Source organism: Phenylobacterium sp. (genome assembly GCF_036502675.1).
Classification (GTDB): domain Bacteria; phylum Pseudomonadota; class Alphaproteobacteria; order Caulobacterales; family Caulobacteraceae; genus Phenylobacterium.
This window is the reverse complement of record NZ_DASXYF010000109.1, coordinates 1-17,495: the sequence shown is the minus strand read 5'-3', so window position 1 is coordinate 17,495 and position 17,495 is coordinate 1. Positions and strand designations below refer to the sequence as shown.

The window sequence follows — 17,495 nt, the reverse complement described above, 5'->3', positions numbered from 1 at the left end:
CGATGCAGTTCATCCCGACCGACGAGCAGGTGCTGCTGCGCGACAGCGTCCGTCGCTTCGTGGAGCGCGAGCACGCCGCCCGCGTGCCGTCGCGCCTGGGCCATGACGACGCCATCTGGGCGGTGTTCGGCGAGCAGGGGTGGCTGGCGGCCGGCCTGCCGGAGGCGGTCGGCGGCCTGGGCGGCGGCGCCTATTCCACCGCCCTGATCGCCGAGGAACTGGGCCGCGGCCTGGTGCCGGAAGCCTTCGTGCCGGTGGCCGCCGTGGCCGGGCAACTGTTCCATGCGCTCGCGCCCGAGGACGAACGGCTGCAGGCGCTGATGTGGGGCCAGTCGCGGCCGGTGCTGGCGCACTTCGAGCCCGAGGGCCGCGGCGACGTGCGCTGGGTCGAGGCCCGGGCGGTGAAGGACGTCGATGGCTACAGCCTCTCCGGGGTCAAGGCCGCCGTACTGGGCGGGCCGGCGGCGGACGTCTTCCTGGTCACCGCCCGCACCGGCGACAGCGACGAACTGACCGTCTTCGCCGTGCCGCCGGACGCCGCCGGTCTGCGCCGCCGGGACTACCGGACGGTGGACAACCGCGGGGCCTCGAACCTGCGCCTGGACGAGGTGAAGCTGGCCCCCGACGCGGTGCTGGGCCCGGTGGGCGGGGCCGCCGCCGCCGTCGAGCGGGCCATCGACCACGGGCTGGTCGCCGCCTGCGCCGAGGCGGAGGGGGCGATGGACGTGGCGTTCGACATGACCCGCAGCTACCTCAACACCCGCCGGCAGTTCGGGACCCTGATCGGCGACTTCCAGGCGCTGCGCCACCGGCTGGCCGACATGTTCATCGAGACCGAGCAGGCCCGCTCGATCGTCCTGCGGGCGCTGGCCGCCCTCGACGGCGACGGGCCGGAGCGCGGGCGCTTGGCCTCCGCCGCCAAGGTCCGCGTGGCCCAGGCCGGCCGCTACGTCACCGCCCAGTCGATCCAGCTGCACGGCGGCATCGGCCTCACCGAGGAGTACCCGGTGGGCCAGCACTTCAAGCGATTGACCATGTTCACCCTGCTGAACGGCGCCGACGCCGCCCACCTGGAGCGCTTCGTGCGGCTGGGCCGGGCGGCGGAAGAGCTGTCTCAAACGCGGGACGTGGGAGGAAAAGAGTTGGAAGGAGCTCGCCCATGCTGAAGCCCGGGAAGATCCGCCAGGTCGCCTATGTGACGCGCGACATCCACGCCTCCATGGCCAACTGGGTCGAGCGCCTGGGCGTCGGCCCCTGGTTCTTTGCGGACGGCTCGCCCATCGAGGGGAGCTACTACCGGGGCGGCCCTTGCCCGCTGCGGCTGGGCGCAGCGCTGGCCGTCTCCGGCGACATACAATTCGAGCTGGTGCAGCCGTTCTGCGACACGCCGTCGATGTACCGGGACTGGATGGCCCGGCCCTTCGCCCACGAATTGCAGCAGCATGTGGCCGTCTGGCCTACGGACTACGATGGCCTGCTGGCCGCCGCCCTGGCCGACGGCTATGCGCCGGAGCAGGGGGGAACCACGCCCTGGGGCCGGTTCGTCTACCTGCTGCACCCCGAGCAGCCCGACCTCGCCCTGGAGATGAGCGAGCTGACGCCTGAGCGCGACGCTTTCTACGCCGGCATCGCCCGGGCCGCCCGTGACTGGGACGGCTGCGACCCGGTCCGCCCGTTCGCCGCGGCGCTCGCCTGAGCGCGGGCATGGCGGGGGCGCTGGAGTTCGACCACATCGTCGTCGGCGCCGGGGCCGCGGGCTGCGTGCTGGCGGCGCGGCTGGCCGAGCAGGGCCGCAAGGTGCTGCTGCTGGAGGCGGGGCCGCGGGACCGCTCGCCGCTGCTGTCCATCCCCGGCGCCAGCGCCTTCGGCGCGGCGGCCAGGCGGTTCAACTGGAGCTATGAGAGCGAGCCGCAGCCGGAACTTGGCGGCCGGCGCCTCTACCTCTCGCAGGGGCGCGTGCTGGGGGGCGGCAGCTCGATCAACGGCATGGTCTACACCCGTGGCTTCCCGCACGACTACGACGCCTGGCGCGACGCCGGCTGCGCGGGCTGGGGCTTTGCGGACCTGCTGCCCTACTTCCGCTGCTCCGAGGCCAACGAGCGGGGTGAGGACGCCTGGCACGGCGGATCCGGCCCGCTGGCGGTCACCAAGGGCCGCTCCAGCCTGGGGATCTGCGAACGTATCCTTCAGGCGGCGGACCAGGCCGGCTACCCGCGGGTGGAGGATTTCGCCCGGCCCGGCGACGGCGGCTTCGGCTGGTACGACTTCACCATCTCCAACGGCCGGCGGGTCAGTTCCGCCGCGGCCTTCCTGCGCCGCAGCGACGGCGTTGCTGGCCCGACGGTCATCGCCGGCGCGCAGGCCGCCCGGGTGCTGACCGAAAACGGCCGGGCGAGCGGCGTGGCCTTTGCCCTCGACGGGGTGATGCAGACCGCCCACGCCACGGGCGAGGTGATCCTGTGCGCGGGCGCGATCAACTCGGCCAAGCTGCTGATGCTGTCCGGGATCGGTCCGGGCGACCACCTGCGGGCGCTGGGCGTGCCGGTGGTCCTCGACCAGCCGCAGGTGGGCCGCAACTACCAGAACCACCTAGCTTACAAGCTGGCCTGGGCCACCTGCGCGCCGATCACCGGCTACCGCTACCTCAACCCCTTCACCGGCGGGCTGGAGGCGATGCGCTACCTGGCGGACCATACGGGTTTCCTTTCGGAGGGCTCGTCGCCCGTCGGCGGCTTCTTCCGCAGCGACCAGGCCCTGGCCCACCCGGACCTGCAGCTGTTCTCGCCGCCGGTGATGGTGGGTCTGCTGGGCCGGGGCCTGAGGGCGCTGCTGCCTAGCCAGCACGGCTTCTCCTTCTTCGTGAACCAGGGCCGGCCGGCGAGCCGCGGGTTCGTGACGCTGCGCTCCGCCGACCCGCGCGAGGCGCCGGTGATCGAGCCGCGCTACCTCAGCGAGCCTTCCGACCTGGAGGCGCTGGTCTCGGGGACCGAGCGACTGCGCGACATCGCCGCCCGGCCGGCGCTGGCCGAGGTGATCAGCCGCGAGATCCGCCCGGGGCCCGAGGCGCGCACCCGCGCCGAGATCGCCGCCAGCATCCGCCGCCTGGCCAGCAACCACTTCCACGTGGCGGGCACCTGCCGGATGGGCCCCGACGGCGCGAGCTCGGTGGTGGACCCGCAGCTGCGCGTCCACGGCCTCCCGGGCCTGCGGGTCGCCGACGCCTCGATCATGCCCGAGCTGGTCAACGGCAACCTCGGCGCCCCGGTGATGATGATCGCCGAGAAGGCCGCCGCGATGATCGGCGGCGCGTAGCGTCCGGCCGCACGCCGATATAGGCTTGGGCAAGCGAAAGGCGCGGCTTGGCGCGGGCGCGCCGCGCCGGACGGAGGAAGCGACGTGGACGGTGGTTCGACCTTGCCGGTGGTGCACACCCAGACCGCCGAGTTCATCAGCGACCCCAATTCGGTGGTCGGCCGCGGAGACGACCGGCCCCTGCTGGCGCAAGGCGACTTCGGCGTCGAGGTGCTGGACTACGAGCTGGTGCAGGCCTGCTTCCGCGACCGGCGGCTCGGCAACCGCAATGGCCGCTACTTCGAGAAGATGGGCGCCTCGCCGCTGGTCAAGGAGTTCATCACCCAGGGCAACTTCAACATGTTCGACCCCGAGCAGCACGACCGGGTGCGCAAGGTCTCGGTGCGCGCCTTCATGGGCCGGGGCTTCGACCACATCCGCGAACCGGTCCGCGCCATCGGCGAGGCGCTGATCGCCCGGTTCATCGACCGCGGACGCTGCAACCTGGTGGCCGACTTCTCGCACCAGTTCACCATTCGCGCGGTCTCCTGCTTCGTGGGCATCGCGCCGGAAGACGTGCTGACCTTCGACCAGGCGACGGTGGAGCTGAGGCTGTTGGGCCAGGCGCCGCTCACCCCCTGGCTGCCCCGGCTCGACGCGGCGCTCGCCACCCTGAAGGCCTACGGCGAGAAGCTGATCGCCGAGAAGCGCGCCCGCCCCGGCGAGGACTACATCTCCGACCTGATCCGGGCCAGCGACGAGGACGGCGCGCTGACGCCGCTGGAGCTTACCTGGTCGGTGGCCAATGTGCTGCTGGCCGGCCACGACACCACCCGCTACCAGACCACCGGCCTGGTCCGCGCGGTGATCGAGGCCGGCGACTGGGAGCGGGTGCATCAGGACAACGCGCTGATCGCACCGGCGGTCAACGAGGCCATGCGGCTCTATCCGGCCACCCCGCGCCAGGTGAAGGTGGCGCTGGAGCCCTTCGAGATGGGCGGCCACCGGTTCCAGTCCGACGACGTGATCGTGCCCAACATGAGCGCCGCCGGCCGCGACCCGAGGAAGTTCCAGGATCCCGACCGGTTCATCATCGGCCGCGACCCGCAGCAGACCGTGTTCTTCGGCTTCGGCAACCACCATTGCCTGGGCCACATGCTGGCGCGCACCGAGATGGAGGTGGCGCTGAAGCTGCTGACCGACCGGCTCGCCGACGTGGCCGTCGACGGCCCCATCGAGATGAAGCCCACCGGCGTCATCGCCGGCGTCGAGACCCTGCCGCTCACCTTCCGCAGGCGGGGTTGAGCGTGGCGGGACGCGCCTGCGACCGGTTCGCGGCAGGCGAGGCCGTCGTCCACCGCCTGCACCGCACCACTTTGCTTCACGAGGCCCTCTGATCATGCGCAGCCTGCTGTTCGCCCCGGGCGACTCGCCGTCCAAGATGGAGAAGGCCGCGGGGTCCGGCGCCGACGCGGTGATCCTCGACCTGGAGGACTCCGTCGCCGAGACCAACAGGCCCGAGGCCCGCCGGCTCACCGCCGCCTTCCTGCAGCGGCGCCCGCGCCCGCGCAGCCCGGCCCTGTGGGTGCGGATCAACCCGCTGAACACCCCCGCCGCGCTCGACGACCTGGTCGCGGTGGTGGCGGCCGCGCCCGACGGGGTCCTGCTGCCCAAGCCGGACTCCGCCGCCGACGTCGCCCGGCTCGACCACTACCTCGGCGCCCTGGAGGCGGCGGCCGGACTGTCGGGCCGGCCCATCGCCATCCTGCCCATCGCCACCGAGACGCCGAAGTCGGTGTTCGCGCTGGGCTCCTACGCGGGCTCCAGCTCCCGCCTCGCCGGCCTGACCTGGGGGGCGGAGGATCTGCCGGCCGCGGTGGGCGCCGCGACCAGCCGCTGGGCGGACGGCGGCTACACCGACCTCTGCCGCTTCGCCCGCACCGTCTGCCTGGCGGGCGCGGCGGCGGCCGAGGTGGCGCCGATCGAGACGGTCTATCCGGCCTTCCGCGACCTCGAGGGCCTGCGCGCCTACGCCGTTCGTGGGCGGCAGGAAGGCTTCACCGGCATGATGGCCATCCATCCGGCCCAGGTGGCGGTGATCAACGAGGTGTTCACCCCGTCCGGCGCCGAGCTGGCCCACGCGCAGGCGGTGGTCGACCTGTTCGCGGCCAATCCCGGGGCCGGCACGCTGGCCCTCGACGGCAAGATGCTCGACGCTCCCCACCTGAAGCTGGCCCGCCGGCTCCTCGCCCAGGCCGAGGGCCAGTAGTCCGCCGAGCGGTCCTCAACCCGCGCGTGCCCGCCGAGGCATGCCGCCGGTTTTCCCGGAACGGTAGAGTCGGCGCTCGATCAACCTATTGATTCAACAGACGACGTCACGGCCGGGTTTGTCCGGGCCCCCTCCGCGGACCTTCCTGCGCCATCTGGTGTTCATGGGTCGCCCGGCTGGTTCAAACGACGCCGGCGCCCCGTAGGTCCTCGATCTCCGCCTGGGAAAAGCCCGCGGAGGCCAGCACGTCTTCGGTGTCCTCGCCCACGAGGTGGGGCGCGGCGGCGGCGGTGGCGGTCCGGCTTCCGTCAGGGGTGGCGAGCCGGATCGGGTTGGCCGGCACAGGAACGCCCGCGGATTCGACGATCGAGCCGCGGGCCTGGATGTGGGGGTCGTCGAGCAACCACTTCGCATGGTTCACCAGCGTGACCGCCGCGCCGCTCGGCCCGAGGCGTTCGACCCACTCTGCGGCAGGGCGCGTCAGGAATATCTTCGCCAACGTCTCGGTGGTGGACGCGGCTTCGGCCCGGTCATGCAGCTTCGCCGCGATCTGCGGCGTCTCCAGGGCCTCGCACAGCGCCGCCCAGGTGCGCGGCTCCGCCGAGGCGACGGCGACATGGCGTCCGTCCGAGCAGGCGTAGAGCCTGCGGTCCGGCGAGGCGGCGATGACCATCGGCTTTTCCGACAGCGGATTGATCCCGCCCGACAGCGTCCAGGTCGCGCATTCCGAAAGGCTGATGTCGACCAGGCAGCCTTCGCCGGAGCGGGCCCGCTGCAGGAGCGCCGCCTGGACGCCCACCACCGCCATGACCGCGCCGTTCGGCACGGCGATCTGGACGCCGGGGTGCCAGGGCAGGTCAGGCGCGAGCGCCGCGAGCAGCCCGGAGTGCGCCATGTAGGAGAGATCGTGGCCCGGCTGGTCGGCATAGGGCCCCGACTGGCCGAATCCGGTGATGGCGCACCAGATGATCCTGGGGTTTTCGGCTCGCGCCTGGCTGTAGCCGAAGCCCCGCGCCTCCATGGCGCCCGGCTTGGCGTTCTCCACCACCACGTCGATCGCGGGCGCGAGCCGCTTCAGGATCCCGGCGGCGGCCGGGTGGCGCATGTCGAGCGTCATGGACCGCTTGCCCCGGCTCAGCGCCACCTGCCCGACCACCAGGCTGGGGGTCCCGCGCCGGGCCGGAGGCTCCACCCGGATGATCTCCGCGCCCAGGTCCGCCAACATGATCGTGCAGTACCCGCCGGGCGGAAAGGCGGTGAAGTCCAGAACCCGGACGCCCGACAGCGGCTTGAGGGTCATATCGCTGTTCCTTTGCACCGCGGTGTTCACCGTCCCGTGGGCACGTCGCGGAAGGGGACGTCCTTGTCGAGGCGCACGTCGCCGGGCAGGCCCAGGACGCGCTCGGCGATGATGTTGCGCAGGATCTCGTCGGTCCCGCCGCCCAGGCGCAGGCCCGGCGAGAACAGCAGCCGGTGCTGGAAGGCCGCGCCGTCCAGGGCGTAGGCCGGGTCGTCGACGACGCCGAACTCGTCCTGGATCTCCACCGCCTGGTTGGAGAGGTCCTGGGTCTGGCTGGACCACAGGAGCTTGCCGGCGGAGCTTTCCGGGCCCGGCACGCCGCCCTTGGAGAGGGTGGTCAGGGTGCGCAGGGAGAGCAGGCGGATGGCCTCAGCGGTGACGTACCAGTCGGCCAGGCGCTCGCGGAAGGCCGGGTCCCGCAGGACCGCCCGGTCGACGCCGGGGGTGGCGCGGGCCACCCTCTCGATGTCGCGCCAGGACAGGCCGGAGCCGCCGCCCAGCGCCGCGCGCTCGTTCATCAGGGTGTTGACGGTGACCTTCCAGCCCTGGCCCACGTCACCGACGCGCTGGCTGTCGGGGATGCGCACGTCGGTGAGGAACACCTCGTTGAAGTCCGCGCCGCCGGACATCTGGTGGATCGGACGCACCTCGACGCCGGGCGTATCCATGCGCAGCCAGAACATGGTCAGCCCCTTGTGCTTGGGCGCGTCCGGGTCGGTGCGGGCGAGCAAGAGGCCGTAGTCGGCGTAGTGGGCGGCGCTGTTCCACACCTTCTGGCCGTCGATTACCCAGTCGCCGCCGTCCCTCACCGCGCGGCAGCGGGCGGCGGCGGCGTCGGAGCCGTTGGAGGGCTCGGAGAACAACTGGCACCAGATCTCCTCGCCTCGCATGGCGGGGGGGACCAGGCGGTCGGTGGTCTGCTTGTCGGCGAACTGCAGCAGCGCCGGCAGCAGCATGTTGAGGCCGGTCATGAAGTAGGAGAACGAGGCGCCGGCGCGGACCTCCTCCTGGTTGAAGATCGCCTGCTGGATCGGCGTGCCGCCCAGGCCGCCCCAGGCCTCGGGCCAGTCAATGCAGGCGTAGCCGGCGGCGGCCTTGGCGGCCTGCCACGCGCGGGCCGTGGCCTTGTGCCGCGGCTCGCCGTAGCGGCGCTCGCCCGGGGGGATGGCGTCGACGTCCGGCGCGTTGGCGGCGATCCAGGCGCGGACCTGGGCGCGGTACTTGCCCTCTTCGGGCGTGTCTTCGAAGTCCATCGTGCGCTCCGTCTTCAGGCGGCGCTGCGGCGCTCGAGGCGCTCGGCGAGGCGCGCCTTCCAGATGCGGGGGGCGCCGGCCACCAGCGAAAGCTGGCGCGAGCGGCGGTAGAACAGGTGGCAGTCGGCCGCCCAGGTGAAGCCGACGCCGCCGTGGGTCTGGATGTTCTCCTTCGAGGCGAGCCAGTAGGCGTCCGACGCGGCGATGCGGGCGGCGGCGGCGGCCACCGGCAGTTCTGGCGCATCGGCCTGCAGCGCCCAGGCGCCGTAGTAGGCGTTGGCGCGGGCGGCCTCGTTCTTCACATAGACGTCGGCCAGCTTGTGCTTGATCGCCTGGTAGGAGCCGATCGGGCGGCCGAAGGCGTAGCGCTGCAGGGCGTAGTCGCGGGCCATCTCCAGGCAGCGGTCGGCGCCGCCCAGCTGCTCGAAGGCCAGCAGGACGGCGGCGCGGTCGAGTATCCGCTCCAGCAGCGCGAAGCCCCGGCCGGGCTCGCCCAGGCGCTCGCACCGTGCGCCGGTGAAGATCACCCGGGCGGCGCTGCGGGTCGGGTCGAGGGTGGAGACGGTCTCGCGGACCACCTCCGGGGTTCTCAGGTCCACCAGGAACAGGCCGGGTTCGCCGTCCTCCTCCGCCAGCACGACGGCGAGGTCGGCCACGTCGCCGTCGGTGACCGGCAGCTTCTCGCCCGTCAGCCGGCCGGCCGCGACGGTCGCCTTGACGCCGCCCGGCTCCAGGCGGCCGGGGCCCTCGGAGACCGCCAGGGCGCCGATCAGCCCGCCCGCGGCGACGGCCGGCAGGCGCTCGGCCTTCTGCGCCTCCGAGCCCGCCAGCATCAGGGCTTCGGCCAGGACATAGACGGTGGAGGCGAAGGGGATCGGGGCCAGCGCCCGGCCGAGCTCCTCGGCCAGGGCGCAGAGCTCGATGTGGCCGATCCCCAGGCCGCCGTATCGCTCCGGGATCGCCGCGCCGCACCAGCCCTGGCCGGCCACCGCCTTCCAGAGGGCCTCGTCGCAGGACCTGGCGGGATCGTCGAGCACGCCGCGCACCACGGAGACCGGCGAGCGGGCGGCCAGGAAGCGGCGCGCCTCGTCCTTCAGCGCCTTCTGGTCGTCGGAATAGTCGAAGTTCATGGCGCGCTGCGGCGGATCAGCTCGACCAGCCGGCGGAAGGCGGGCTGGTCGTTGTCGGGGTGCCAGACGAGGCTGAGGTCCAGCTCGACGTTGAAGTCCGCGACCGGCAGCAGCACGACGCCGGGGGGCGGCTGCACGGCGCTGGAGGTGAAGCCCACCGCCATGTTGTTGGCGGCGAGGTTGAGCGTGGTCTCCGCGGTCAGCACCTCCATCATGATGTGCGGGGTGACGCCGGCCGCAGCCCAGGCGGCGGCCATCCGCTCGTGCAGGCGCGCGCCGGCGGTGCGCGACGGCCAGCTCATCGGCTCGTCGGCCAGGTCGCGCAGGCGCACCTCCGGCAGGCGCGCGAGGCGGTGGTTCTCGGCCACGGCCAGCACCAGGGTCTCGGCGGCGATGCGCAGCACGTTGAGGCCGAGGTGGGGGAAGCCGAAGTCGTAGAGGAAGCAGGCGTCGAGCTCGCGCCGCTGCAGGGCGGCGAGCTGGGCCTCGGTGAGCATCGGCATCAACTCGAGCTCGATCTGCGGATAGTCCTGGCGGAGGTGCTCCACGGCCTCGGTGATGACGGCGTTGCGCAGGGCGGAGTCGTTGAACGCCAGGCGCAGGTGCAGCCGCCCCGTGCGGCTGAGCGCGTGCAGCCGGTGGATGGCTCCGTCCATGGCGTTCATGATCCGGGCGGCGTCCTCGCGCAGCATGCGGCCGGCGGTGGTCAGGCGCACCCCGCGGCGCTGGCGCTCGAACAGCGCCACCCCCAGCTCGGCCTCCATATCCTGGATCCGCCGGGACAGCGCCGGCTGGGTCATGTTGAGGCGCTCGGCGGCGCGCTGGAAGTGCTCCTGCTCGGCGACCGCCAAGAAGTAGGGCAGGTGGCGGATGATGGCGTTGCGCCGGTGCAGCCCCGGCGTCCCGCCGCCGGTGCGCCCCTCGTCGGCCGGGCGGCCCGCGTCGTCCATCTACGCGCCGGCCGTGTGCACGGCGCTGAGGCCGGGCCGGCGGCCGGCGGCGTCGACGATATCGGCCATGGCGGCCTCCTCCCCGCTGCACGTTCCGTGCGCTGTGGGCTGCAAGCCTAGGCGCAAGCCCGGCGCGGGTAAACGCCGCCGTGGGCCGGCAGGCGTTGGCGCCCTGCGCCATTGCGCGGTAGCTTTCGGCCGCGACCCGCAGAAGCGTGGCGCCGTGGGGTGGAGGACGGCATGAGCGACGCGACCCTGCAGGACTTCTCGTACTTCCTGGGTGGCGTCCGCCCGGTGCAGACCGACTCCAGCGTGCTGGTCTCCTCGTCGAAGTACCTGAACGAGCCGGCGATCCGCGAGTGGATCGCCACCCAGTTCCTGCGCAGGAACGGGCCCGACCTGCCCAGCGCCAGCGACACGTCCAACGGACTGATCCCGGCGTTGGCGAAGATCCGCGACGACGACAGGCTCGACCGGCTGATCGCCGCGGAGAAGGCGACGAACGACAAGTTCCGCGCCTGGCTGGAGCGCAAGCCGATCTGCCGCCACACCTTGGAGGATTTCGCCCGGTACGCGCCCGGGACCCTCGGTGGCGTCTATCACCGCCATGTCGTGGACAACGGCTTCCAGCTGAACCTCGGCTGGACGTTCCCGGACATGGGCGACGACCGGGAATATATGCTGTTCCGGTCGGGCCAGATCCACGACTTCGACCACATCCTCACCGGCGGCGGCTTCGACACCCTGGGCGAGCTGCTGCCGTTCTTCCTGCGGATGAGCAACCTGCACGCGCACATGTCGCAGGAGCTGGCCTCGGAGCTGTTCCCCGTCCACGTGTTCGGCGGCCTGCGCATGGCGTTCCGTTCGGCGCTGCACTATCCGGCCACCTGGCTGACGGTGCTGGACCTGATGCAGCGCGGGTTCAGCATCGGGCTGAACTCCGGGTGCCTGCTGATGGCCGACTTCGAAAGCGCCTTCCACCTGCCGCTGGACGAGGCGCGCAAGGCGCTGGGCGTCGTCGGCGCGGAGGACGTGGACACGGCCGCGACCTCGCGGATCTTCGACGGGATCGCGCCGGGCTGACGCGCCGGGGGCGGGACAAGGGAGGCCGGCATCACGGATCGGACGGTGCGGATCGGCGGCGCGGCGGCCTTCTTCGGCGACAGCGCGCACAGCGTGCCGCAGCTGCTGGGCGCGAGGGACGGGCTCGACTACCTGGTGTTCGACAGCCTTTCGGAATCGGTGATGGGCGGCCTTTCGCGTCAAATGCGCGCCGATCCGCAGGCCGGCTGGGCCAGGCGCTTCGTGGACCTGCAGGTGGGGCCCTACCTGAAGGAGATCGCCGAGCGGGGAATCAGGATCGTCACCAACGCCGGCGGCCTGGCGCCCGGGACATGCGCCGAGGCGCTGCGGGCCAAGGTGAAGCAACTGGGGCTGTCGCTGAAGGTGGCCGCCGTCGAGGGCGACAACCTGACGGCGCGGGCCGAGGAGCTGAAGGGCCTGGGCCTGAAGGAGATGTACTCCGCAAAGCCGATCGCCGACCTGATGGCCGAGGCCGACACGGTGCTGAGCATCACCGCCTACACCGGCGGCTTCCCCATCGCCCAGGCGCTGGACGACGGCGCCGACATCGTGGTCTGCGGCCGGGCGGTGGACAGCGCCCCGACCCTGGGGGCCCTGATCCACGAGTTCGGCTGGGGCCCCGACGACTACGACCTGCTGGCCGCGGGCACGCTGGCCGGCCACCTGCTGGAGTGCTCGACCCAGGTCTCGGGCGGCGCCTTCACCGACTGGCGCGACGTGTCGGACTGGGCGAACCTCGGCTTCCCGATCGGGGCCTGCAAGGCCGACGGCTCCATGGTGTTCGGCAAGCCGGAGAACAGCGGCGGGCTGGTGTCGGTGGGCACCGTCTCCGAGCAACTGCTCTACGAGGTGTCGAACCCTGGCGCCTATTTCGTGCCCGACGTGGTCTGCGACTTCTCGCAGGTGAAGATCGCCCAGGTCGGGCCCGACCGGGTGTCGCTGTCGGGCGCGCGCGGCCTGCCCAGGACCTCCACCTACAAGGTCTGCATGACCTACGACCTGGGCTGGAAGGCGGTGACCGCCTATCCGGTGGTGGGGCTGGAGGCGGCGGCCAAGGCCGAGCGGCTGGCCGCCGCCCTGGTCAACCGCACCCGGGAGCTGTTCCGCCAGCGCAACCTGGGCGACTGGACGCGCACCCGGATCGAGATCGTGGGCTCGGAGGCGGCCTATGGCGACAAGGCCGCCGCGGCCTCGCGCCAGGCGCGCGAGGTGGTCTGCCGCGTGGCCGGCGAACATCGCGAGAAGGCGGCGGTGGACATCTTCGCCGAGGAGTGCGCGACCCTGATCACCACGCTGGTGGGCGCCACCATGCCCATGCAGCAGGCGGCCGTGCCGATGCAGCGCCTGGCCTGCTTCCTGCTGGAGAAGTCCAAGGCGCCGCTGGAGGTGGTGACGCCCGAGGGCCGCAAGCCCGCGACGGCGCCCACCGACGGCGGCTTCCGCCCTGAGCTGGTCCCCGACCCGCCCGTGCCGCCGGCGCCCGCCGACGCCCGGACGCCGGTGCCGCTGATCGGCCTGGCCTGGGCGCGCAGCGGCGACAAGGGCGACCTGTTCAACGTGGCGGTGATCGCCCGCAAGCCGGAGTACCTGCCCTATATCGCCGCGGCGCTGACGCCGGAGGCGGTGGCCGAGCAGTACGGCCACGTCTTCAACGAGGGCGCCGGGCGGCAGGTGGAGCGGCAGTACGCCCCGGGGATCAACGCGCTGAACTTCGTCGTGCGCGAGGCCATGGGCGGCGGCTTGGCCTCCAACCTGCGCTTCGACTCCCCCGGCAAGGGCCTGGGCCAGCAGCTGCTCAGCCGGATGATCCCCGTCTCGCCCGCCATCGCCCGCGAGGTGGAGGCGCGCGTCCGCGAGATCGAGGCGGCCCGGGCCTACGAAGGGGTGGCCTGAGGTGGCCGGGACAGGCCCGGCCAGGACGTCGAGGGGTGTGGGAGCTGCGGAACAGCAAAGCTGGCCGGTTCCCTGCGAGATTGACGCCCTCGTCCGCCGGCGCGACCATGCCGGAAGCATCGCCCCGGAGGATGTTCATGGCGGACGGCGGGCAGTTGGCGGCCGCTTCCCTGAAGGGGCTGGTGAGCGACGAGGAGTGGCGCCTGCGGGTCGACCTGGCGGCGCTCTACCGGCTGACGGCCCTGAACGGGTGGGATTCCGGCGTGGCCACCCACATCTCGGTGCGCGCGCCCGGGCCGGAGCACCACTTCCTGATCAACCCCTTCGGCTGGTTCTTCGAGGAGATCACCGCCTCGTCGCTGGTGAAGATCGACCTCGACGGCGACATCGTGCGCGAGACGCCATACAAGGTGAACCCCGCCCGCTTCGTGATCCACTCGGCGATCCACATGTCGCGGCCGGACGCCGCCTGCGTCATCCATCTGCACACGGACGCAGGCGTCGCGGTCGCCTCGCAGACCGAGGGGCTGCTGCCGATCACCCAGTTCGGGGCGATCAGCCTTGAGCGGCTGGCCTACCACGACTTCGAGGGCGTGGCCCTGAACCTGGGCGAGCGGGAGCGGCTGGTGGCCGACCTGGGCGACAAGACGGTGATGCTGCTGCGCCACCACGGCGCCCTGGCCGTGGGCCCGACGCCGGCCGAGGCCTGGTCGCGGATGGTGATCCTGGAGACGGCCTGCCGCCAGCAGATCATGGCGCTGAGCGTCGGCCGCGGCGGGGTGCGCAACGTGCCCCAGGCCGCCATCGACATGAGGCGCGAGCAGTTCAAGGGCGGGAAGATGGGCCGGGAAGGCACGGAACTGGCCTGGCCGGCCTACCTGCGCCGGCTGAACCGGACCCTGCCCGGCTATGACGTCTGACGAATGCGCCAGGACCGGCCATGGATGAAGCGGAAGACGACGTCCCCTACCTGATGCGGGGCGTCACCCGGATGGTCACCGACTCCAGCGTGCTGATCAGCTCGTCGGAATACCTGAACGACGCCGAGCTGCGCGACTGGACGGCCTACATCATGCTGCGCCGCAACGGCGCCGACGACCCGCCCGAGACCGAGACGGTCGACCTGGCGCGGATCCTGGGCCGGGTGCAGAGCCGCGGGAGGATCGAGGGGCTGATCGCCGAGGAGCGCAGGACCAATGCGGCCTTCGACGCCTGGATGTCCGAAGGCTTCGTCTCGACCTTCACCCTGGACGACCTGGCGGCCTGCCCCGCGGGCTCGGTGGGCAGGGTCCTGGGGAGCCGGATCGCCGCCGGCGCCCATGGCGCGAAGCTGGTCCCGGCGCGGGAGGCGAAGGGCCCTTACGACTACGTGCTGCTGCGCCGCGCCCAGACCCGCTGGCTGGAGCACATCGTCGCCGGGGCGAGCTTCGACCACTTCGGCGAGTCGACCACCCACTTCGTCCGCCTGGCCAACCTGTTCGAGCACCTGGGGGCGGACCTGGCCGGGGAACTGGCGGTGTTCCACATGCTGGCGGCCCTGCGCTACATGCCGCGCACCGTCCTGCACTATCCGCAGGTGACCATGACCCTGCTGCAGAGCCTCACCCGGGCGCGCAGGTTCGGGATCGCCTCGGGGCCGATCTTCTCGCTGAAGTACGAGGACGTGCTGAAGCTCTCGCCGGAGATGGCGCGCACGCGGCTGGGCCTGGCGGCGGCCGAGGACATCGACACCGGCGCGGCCTCGGCCTTCTGGGCGGAGGCGCTGGACGAGGCGCCGCCGCGCGCCGCGATCAACGCCTGACCCGAGGAGACGCCCGTGTCCGCAGCCCGCCGCCGGTTCCGCGAGCTTCTCGCCGGACCGGAGCAGATCCTCGCGCCCGAGGCGCTCAGCGCCGGCCTGGCGCGCATGGCCGAGGTGGCCGGCTTCGAGGCGGTCTATATCGGCGGCCACGCCATGGGCGTCATGCACAGCGCCATACCGGACCATGGGCTGATCTATCCGACGGAGATGGCCGAGCACGCCCGGCGGATCTGCGACGTGGTGGAGATCCCGCTGATCTGCGACGCCGACCAGGGCGGCGAGACGGCGCTCAACACCTACCGCACGGTGCGCGACTTCGAGCGCGCCGGCGCCGCGGCGATCCACATCGAGGACACCCGCAACCCCAAGCACCTCTACCAGGACGACCGGCTGGTTCCGGTGAAGGAGATGCAGGGCCGGCTGAAGGCGGCGGCGGACGCGCGGCGGGACGCGGATTTCGTGATCATCGCCCGCACCGACAACGCCTTCAACAAGGGCCCGGTGGAGGAAACCATCGCGCGCGGGATCGCCTATGCCGAGGCCGGCGCCGACGCCGTGTTCGTCTGCCGCATGCCGCGCGAGGACCTGGCGCGCATCTGCGGGGAGATCCCCGTCCCGGTGATGGACATGAACCATCCGCGGGCGGTCTATGAGACCACCAGGCTGAAGATCAACGTCAGCGCCGGCATGGTGCTGCGCGGGGTGCTGATGAAGACCTGGGAGATGCTGCAGGAGCTGAAGGAGACCGGCAAGGTCGACTGGACGGGCGGCGAGTTCCTCGGCATGCCGCGCCGGGGCGGCCAGGGGCTGATGGACGAACTGATCCGCGACGCCGACTACCTGCGGATCGCCGAAATGTGGGCCGAGGCGCGCAAGGGGTAGGGTCTGGAAGGAGCTTCAGGCCGCCGCCAGCCGGTGCATGACCTCGGCGGTGTCGGCGTGCACCCAGACGGCGGAGAGCGTGTCGCCGGCCCGGGCGAAGGTGATGGCGAGGACGATCTCGAAGGCCTTGCCGCCCGGGGTGCGCAGGGCGAGCTCGGCCTGCATCCCGCCCTTGTCGCCCTGGAAGATGTCGTAGCTCTTGCGCGCCACCTGGCAGCGGTCGACGTCGAAGACGCCGCGGACGGCGGTGTCGATCCCGGCGAGGCGCTCGCGGGGGATGTCGAGGCCGGCGCCGGCCACCACCGGCGACAGGGCGCGGGGCAGGTGCAGGCGGAAGTCCGGTCCCGTCAGGGCCAGGGCCTCGGCGCCCGCGCAGCCGCCGCGGCGCACGGCGGCGAGCCAGCGGCGGGCGAGGTCGCGGGTGGAGGGCGTCGCGTCACCAGACATCGGACGGCGCCTTCATCTCGGCGCGCATGCGGGCGACGCGTTCGTCGTAGCCGGCGCGCGACTCGGGGGTGTCGAGGATGGTCTCCTCGAGGTAGGCGGTGTCGGTCACGTCCCAGACCTCGGCGATCTCGTCGCCCTCGAAGCGGATCGTCATGACGTAGTAGTTGTGGTACTGGCGGCCGTTCCAGGCGCCGAACCTGGAGTCGAACTGCATCATCACATAGTCGCCCTCTTCGATGGTGAAGTGCAGGTTCATGGTGCTGGCCTGGCCGTAGGTCTCATAGAGCGCCCGGTCCAGGATCCCCAGGCGCCGAAGGCTGTCGCGGCCCGCCCAGGGCAGGCCCATGGTCAGGGCGCGCCCGCAGGACGGCGGCATGTTGAAGACCATGTCCTCGGTGACGCAGGCCACGCCCGCCTCGGAATCGAGGTGGGCCTTGAACCAGGCGTTCACCAGGTCGATGCGGGAGGGCTTCTGCGCGGCCGCCGGGGCGGCGGGATCGGGCGAGGCGGCCATCATCCTACTCCGCCGCCTGCTGATCGACCTGCAGCAGCGGGGCGGTGATCTTGCCGACGGTGCCGCCGCCGTCCACCGCCAGCACCTGGCCGGTGATGTTGCCGGCCTCGTCCGAGGCCAGGTAGGCCACGGCGTAGGCGATGTCGTCGGGCTCGCCCATCCGGTTGATCAGCACGGTCGAGGTGTCGAACACCGAGGCGGCCGACTTGGCCCTCAGGCGCTCGTGCACGGTGGTGCCGGGCGCGATGGCGTTGCAGCGGATGTTCTGCTTGCCGTAGGCGACGGCGATGTGGCGGGTCAGCGAGGCCAGCGCCGCCTTCGAGGCGCCGTAGGCCGCCAGCGCGAAGCCGCCCTTCATGCCCGCCACCGAGACGATGTTGACGATCGAGCCGCCGCCGCGCTTGAGCAGTTCCGGGATGGCGTGCTTGCAGCAGAACATCGCGCCCCGGGCGTTAACCGCCATGTAGGCGTCCCACACCTCGGCGGTGAGGTTGACGAGGCCGATGGAGTCGCCGCGGCCCACCTTGGGGTCGGTGGCGTTGGCGTTGTTGACCAGCACATCCAGGCCGCCGAACGCCTCGACGGTGGTGGCGATCATCGCCTTCACCCCGGCCTCGGAGGCGATGTCGGCCCCGATCCCGATCGCCTTGCCGCCGGCGTCGCGCACGGCCTTGGCGGTGGC

At 72.0% G+C, this 17,495-nt stretch carries 17 protein-coding genes; 10 read left to right on the top strand and 7 right to left on the bottom strand.

Going from position 1 to position 17,495, the window contains the following annotated elements; translation table 11 throughout:
* Positions 1-2 precede the first annotated feature (2 nt).
* From VGL30_RS14310 to VGL30_RS14290, 5 genes are all read left to right on the top strand, one after another.
* Positions 3-1,166, top strand: coding sequence for an acyl-CoA dehydrogenase (locus VGL30_RS14310; protein WP_331540684.1), 1,164 nt, complete (start codon positions 3-5; stop codon positions 1,164-1,166).
* The gene (locus tag VGL30_RS14305; protein WP_331540683.1) at positions 1,160-1,696 is read left to right on the top strand and encodes a VOC family protein; all 537 of its coding nucleotides are present in this window, start codon (positions 1,160-1,162) and stop codon (positions 1,694-1,696) included. The genes VGL30_RS14310 and VGL30_RS14305 overlap by 7 nt, the downstream gene beginning before the upstream one ends.
* 8 nt (positions 1,697-1,704) lie before the next feature.
* Entirely contained in the window at positions 1,705-3,312 is a 1,608-nt protein-coding gene (locus VGL30_RS14300; protein WP_331540682.1) for a GMC family oxidoreductase, read from the top strand.
* An 84-nt stretch (positions 3,313-3,396) separates the two neighbouring features.
* Positions 3,397-4,596: a cytochrome P450 gene (locus VGL30_RS14295; RefSeq protein WP_331540681.1), complete on the top strand. Its 1,200-nt coding sequence runs from the start codon at positions 3,397-3,399 to the stop codon at positions 4,594-4,596.
* A gap of 94 nt (positions 4,597-4,690) precedes the next feature.
* On the top strand, positions 4,691-5,560 hold the full coding sequence (locus tag VGL30_RS14290) for a CoA ester lyase (RefSeq protein ID WP_331540680.1): 870 nt from the start codon (positions 4,691-4,693) through the stop codon (positions 5,558-5,560).
* 181 nt (positions 5,561-5,741) lie between these two features.
* Here VGL30_RS14290 and VGL30_RS14285 read toward each other — a convergent pair whose 3' ends face one another.
* Genes VGL30_RS14285 through VGL30_RS14270 form a run of 4 tightly spaced genes read right to left on the bottom strand, consistent with a single transcriptional unit; the run spans position 5,742 to position 10,193 of the window.
* Positions 5,742-6,860, bottom strand: coding sequence for a CaiB/BaiF CoA-transferase family protein (locus tag VGL30_RS14285; protein ID WP_331540679.1), 1,119 nt, complete (start codon positions 6,858-6,860; stop codon positions 5,742-5,744).
* A gap of 26 nt (positions 6,861-6,886) precedes the next feature.
* Entirely contained in the window at positions 6,887-8,113 is a 1,227-nt protein-coding gene (locus VGL30_RS14280) for an acyl-CoA dehydrogenase family protein (RefSeq protein ID WP_331540678.1), read from the bottom strand.
* Positions 8,114-8,127: 14 nt separating this feature from the next.
* Positions 8,128-9,243: an acyl-CoA dehydrogenase family protein gene (locus VGL30_RS14275; RefSeq protein ID WP_331540677.1), complete on the bottom strand. Its 1,116-nt coding sequence runs from the start codon at positions 9,241-9,243 to the stop codon at positions 8,128-8,130.
* The gene (locus VGL30_RS14270; protein ID WP_331540676.1) at positions 9,240-10,193 is read right to left on the bottom strand and encodes a LysR family transcriptional regulator; all 954 of its coding nucleotides are present in this window, start codon (positions 10,191-10,193) and stop codon (positions 9,240-9,242) included. The genes VGL30_RS14275 and VGL30_RS14270 overlap by 4 nt, the downstream gene beginning before the upstream one ends.
* A gap of 240 nt (positions 10,194-10,433) precedes the next feature.
* Between VGL30_RS14270 and VGL30_RS14265 the strand changes: the two genes are divergently transcribed.
* The 5 genes from VGL30_RS14265 to VGL30_RS14245 all read left to right on the top strand — a co-directional run bounded on the left by VGL30_RS14265 (position 10,434) and on the right by VGL30_RS14245 (position 15,852).
* On the top strand, positions 10,434-11,276 hold the full coding sequence (locus VGL30_RS14265) for a Coq4 family protein (RefSeq protein WP_331540675.1): 843 nt from the start codon (positions 10,434-10,436) through the stop codon (positions 11,274-11,276).
* 45 nt (positions 11,277-11,321) lie between these two features.
* On the top strand, positions 11,322-13,169 hold the full coding sequence (locus VGL30_RS14260) for an acyclic terpene utilization AtuA family protein (RefSeq protein ID WP_331540674.1): 1,848 nt from the start codon (positions 11,322-11,324) through the stop codon (positions 13,167-13,169).
* A 137-nt stretch (positions 13,170-13,306) separates the two neighbouring features.
* Positions 13,307-14,089, top strand: a complete 783-nt coding sequence (locus VGL30_RS14255; RefSeq protein ID WP_331540673.1) for a class II aldolase/adducin family protein — start codon at positions 13,307-13,309, stop codon at positions 14,087-14,089.
* A 20-nt stretch (positions 14,090-14,109) separates the two neighbouring features.
* Positions 14,110-14,970: a hypothetical protein gene (locus VGL30_RS14250; RefSeq protein ID WP_331540672.1), complete on the top strand. Its 861-nt coding sequence runs from the start codon at positions 14,110-14,112 to the stop codon at positions 14,968-14,970.
* A 15-nt stretch (positions 14,971-14,985) separates the two neighbouring features.
* Positions 14,986-15,852, top strand: a complete 867-nt coding sequence (locus VGL30_RS14245; protein WP_331540671.1) for an isocitrate lyase/PEP mutase family protein — start codon at positions 14,986-14,988, stop codon at positions 15,850-15,852.
* A gap of 15 nt (positions 15,853-15,867) precedes the next feature.
* Here the strand turns inward: VGL30_RS14245 and VGL30_RS14240 are convergent, their stop codons facing one another.
* The 3 genes from VGL30_RS14240 to VGL30_RS14230 form a co-directional block, all read right to left on the bottom strand.
* Positions 15,868-16,299: a hypothetical protein gene (locus VGL30_RS14240; protein WP_331540670.1), complete on the bottom strand. Its 432-nt coding sequence runs from the start codon at positions 16,297-16,299 to the stop codon at positions 15,868-15,870.
* Positions 16,289-16,813: a nuclear transport factor 2 family protein gene (locus VGL30_RS14235; RefSeq protein WP_331540669.1), complete on the bottom strand. Its 525-nt coding sequence runs from the start codon at positions 16,811-16,813 to the stop codon at positions 16,289-16,291. Before VGL30_RS14235 ends, VGL30_RS14240 begins: the two co-directional genes overlap by 11 nt.
* A gap of 4 nt (positions 16,814-16,817) precedes the next feature.
* Positions 16,818-17,495: SDR family NAD(P)-dependent oxidoreductase (locus VGL30_RS14230; RefSeq protein WP_331540668.1), on the bottom strand; the 678-nt coding region annotated here is incomplete at its 5' end.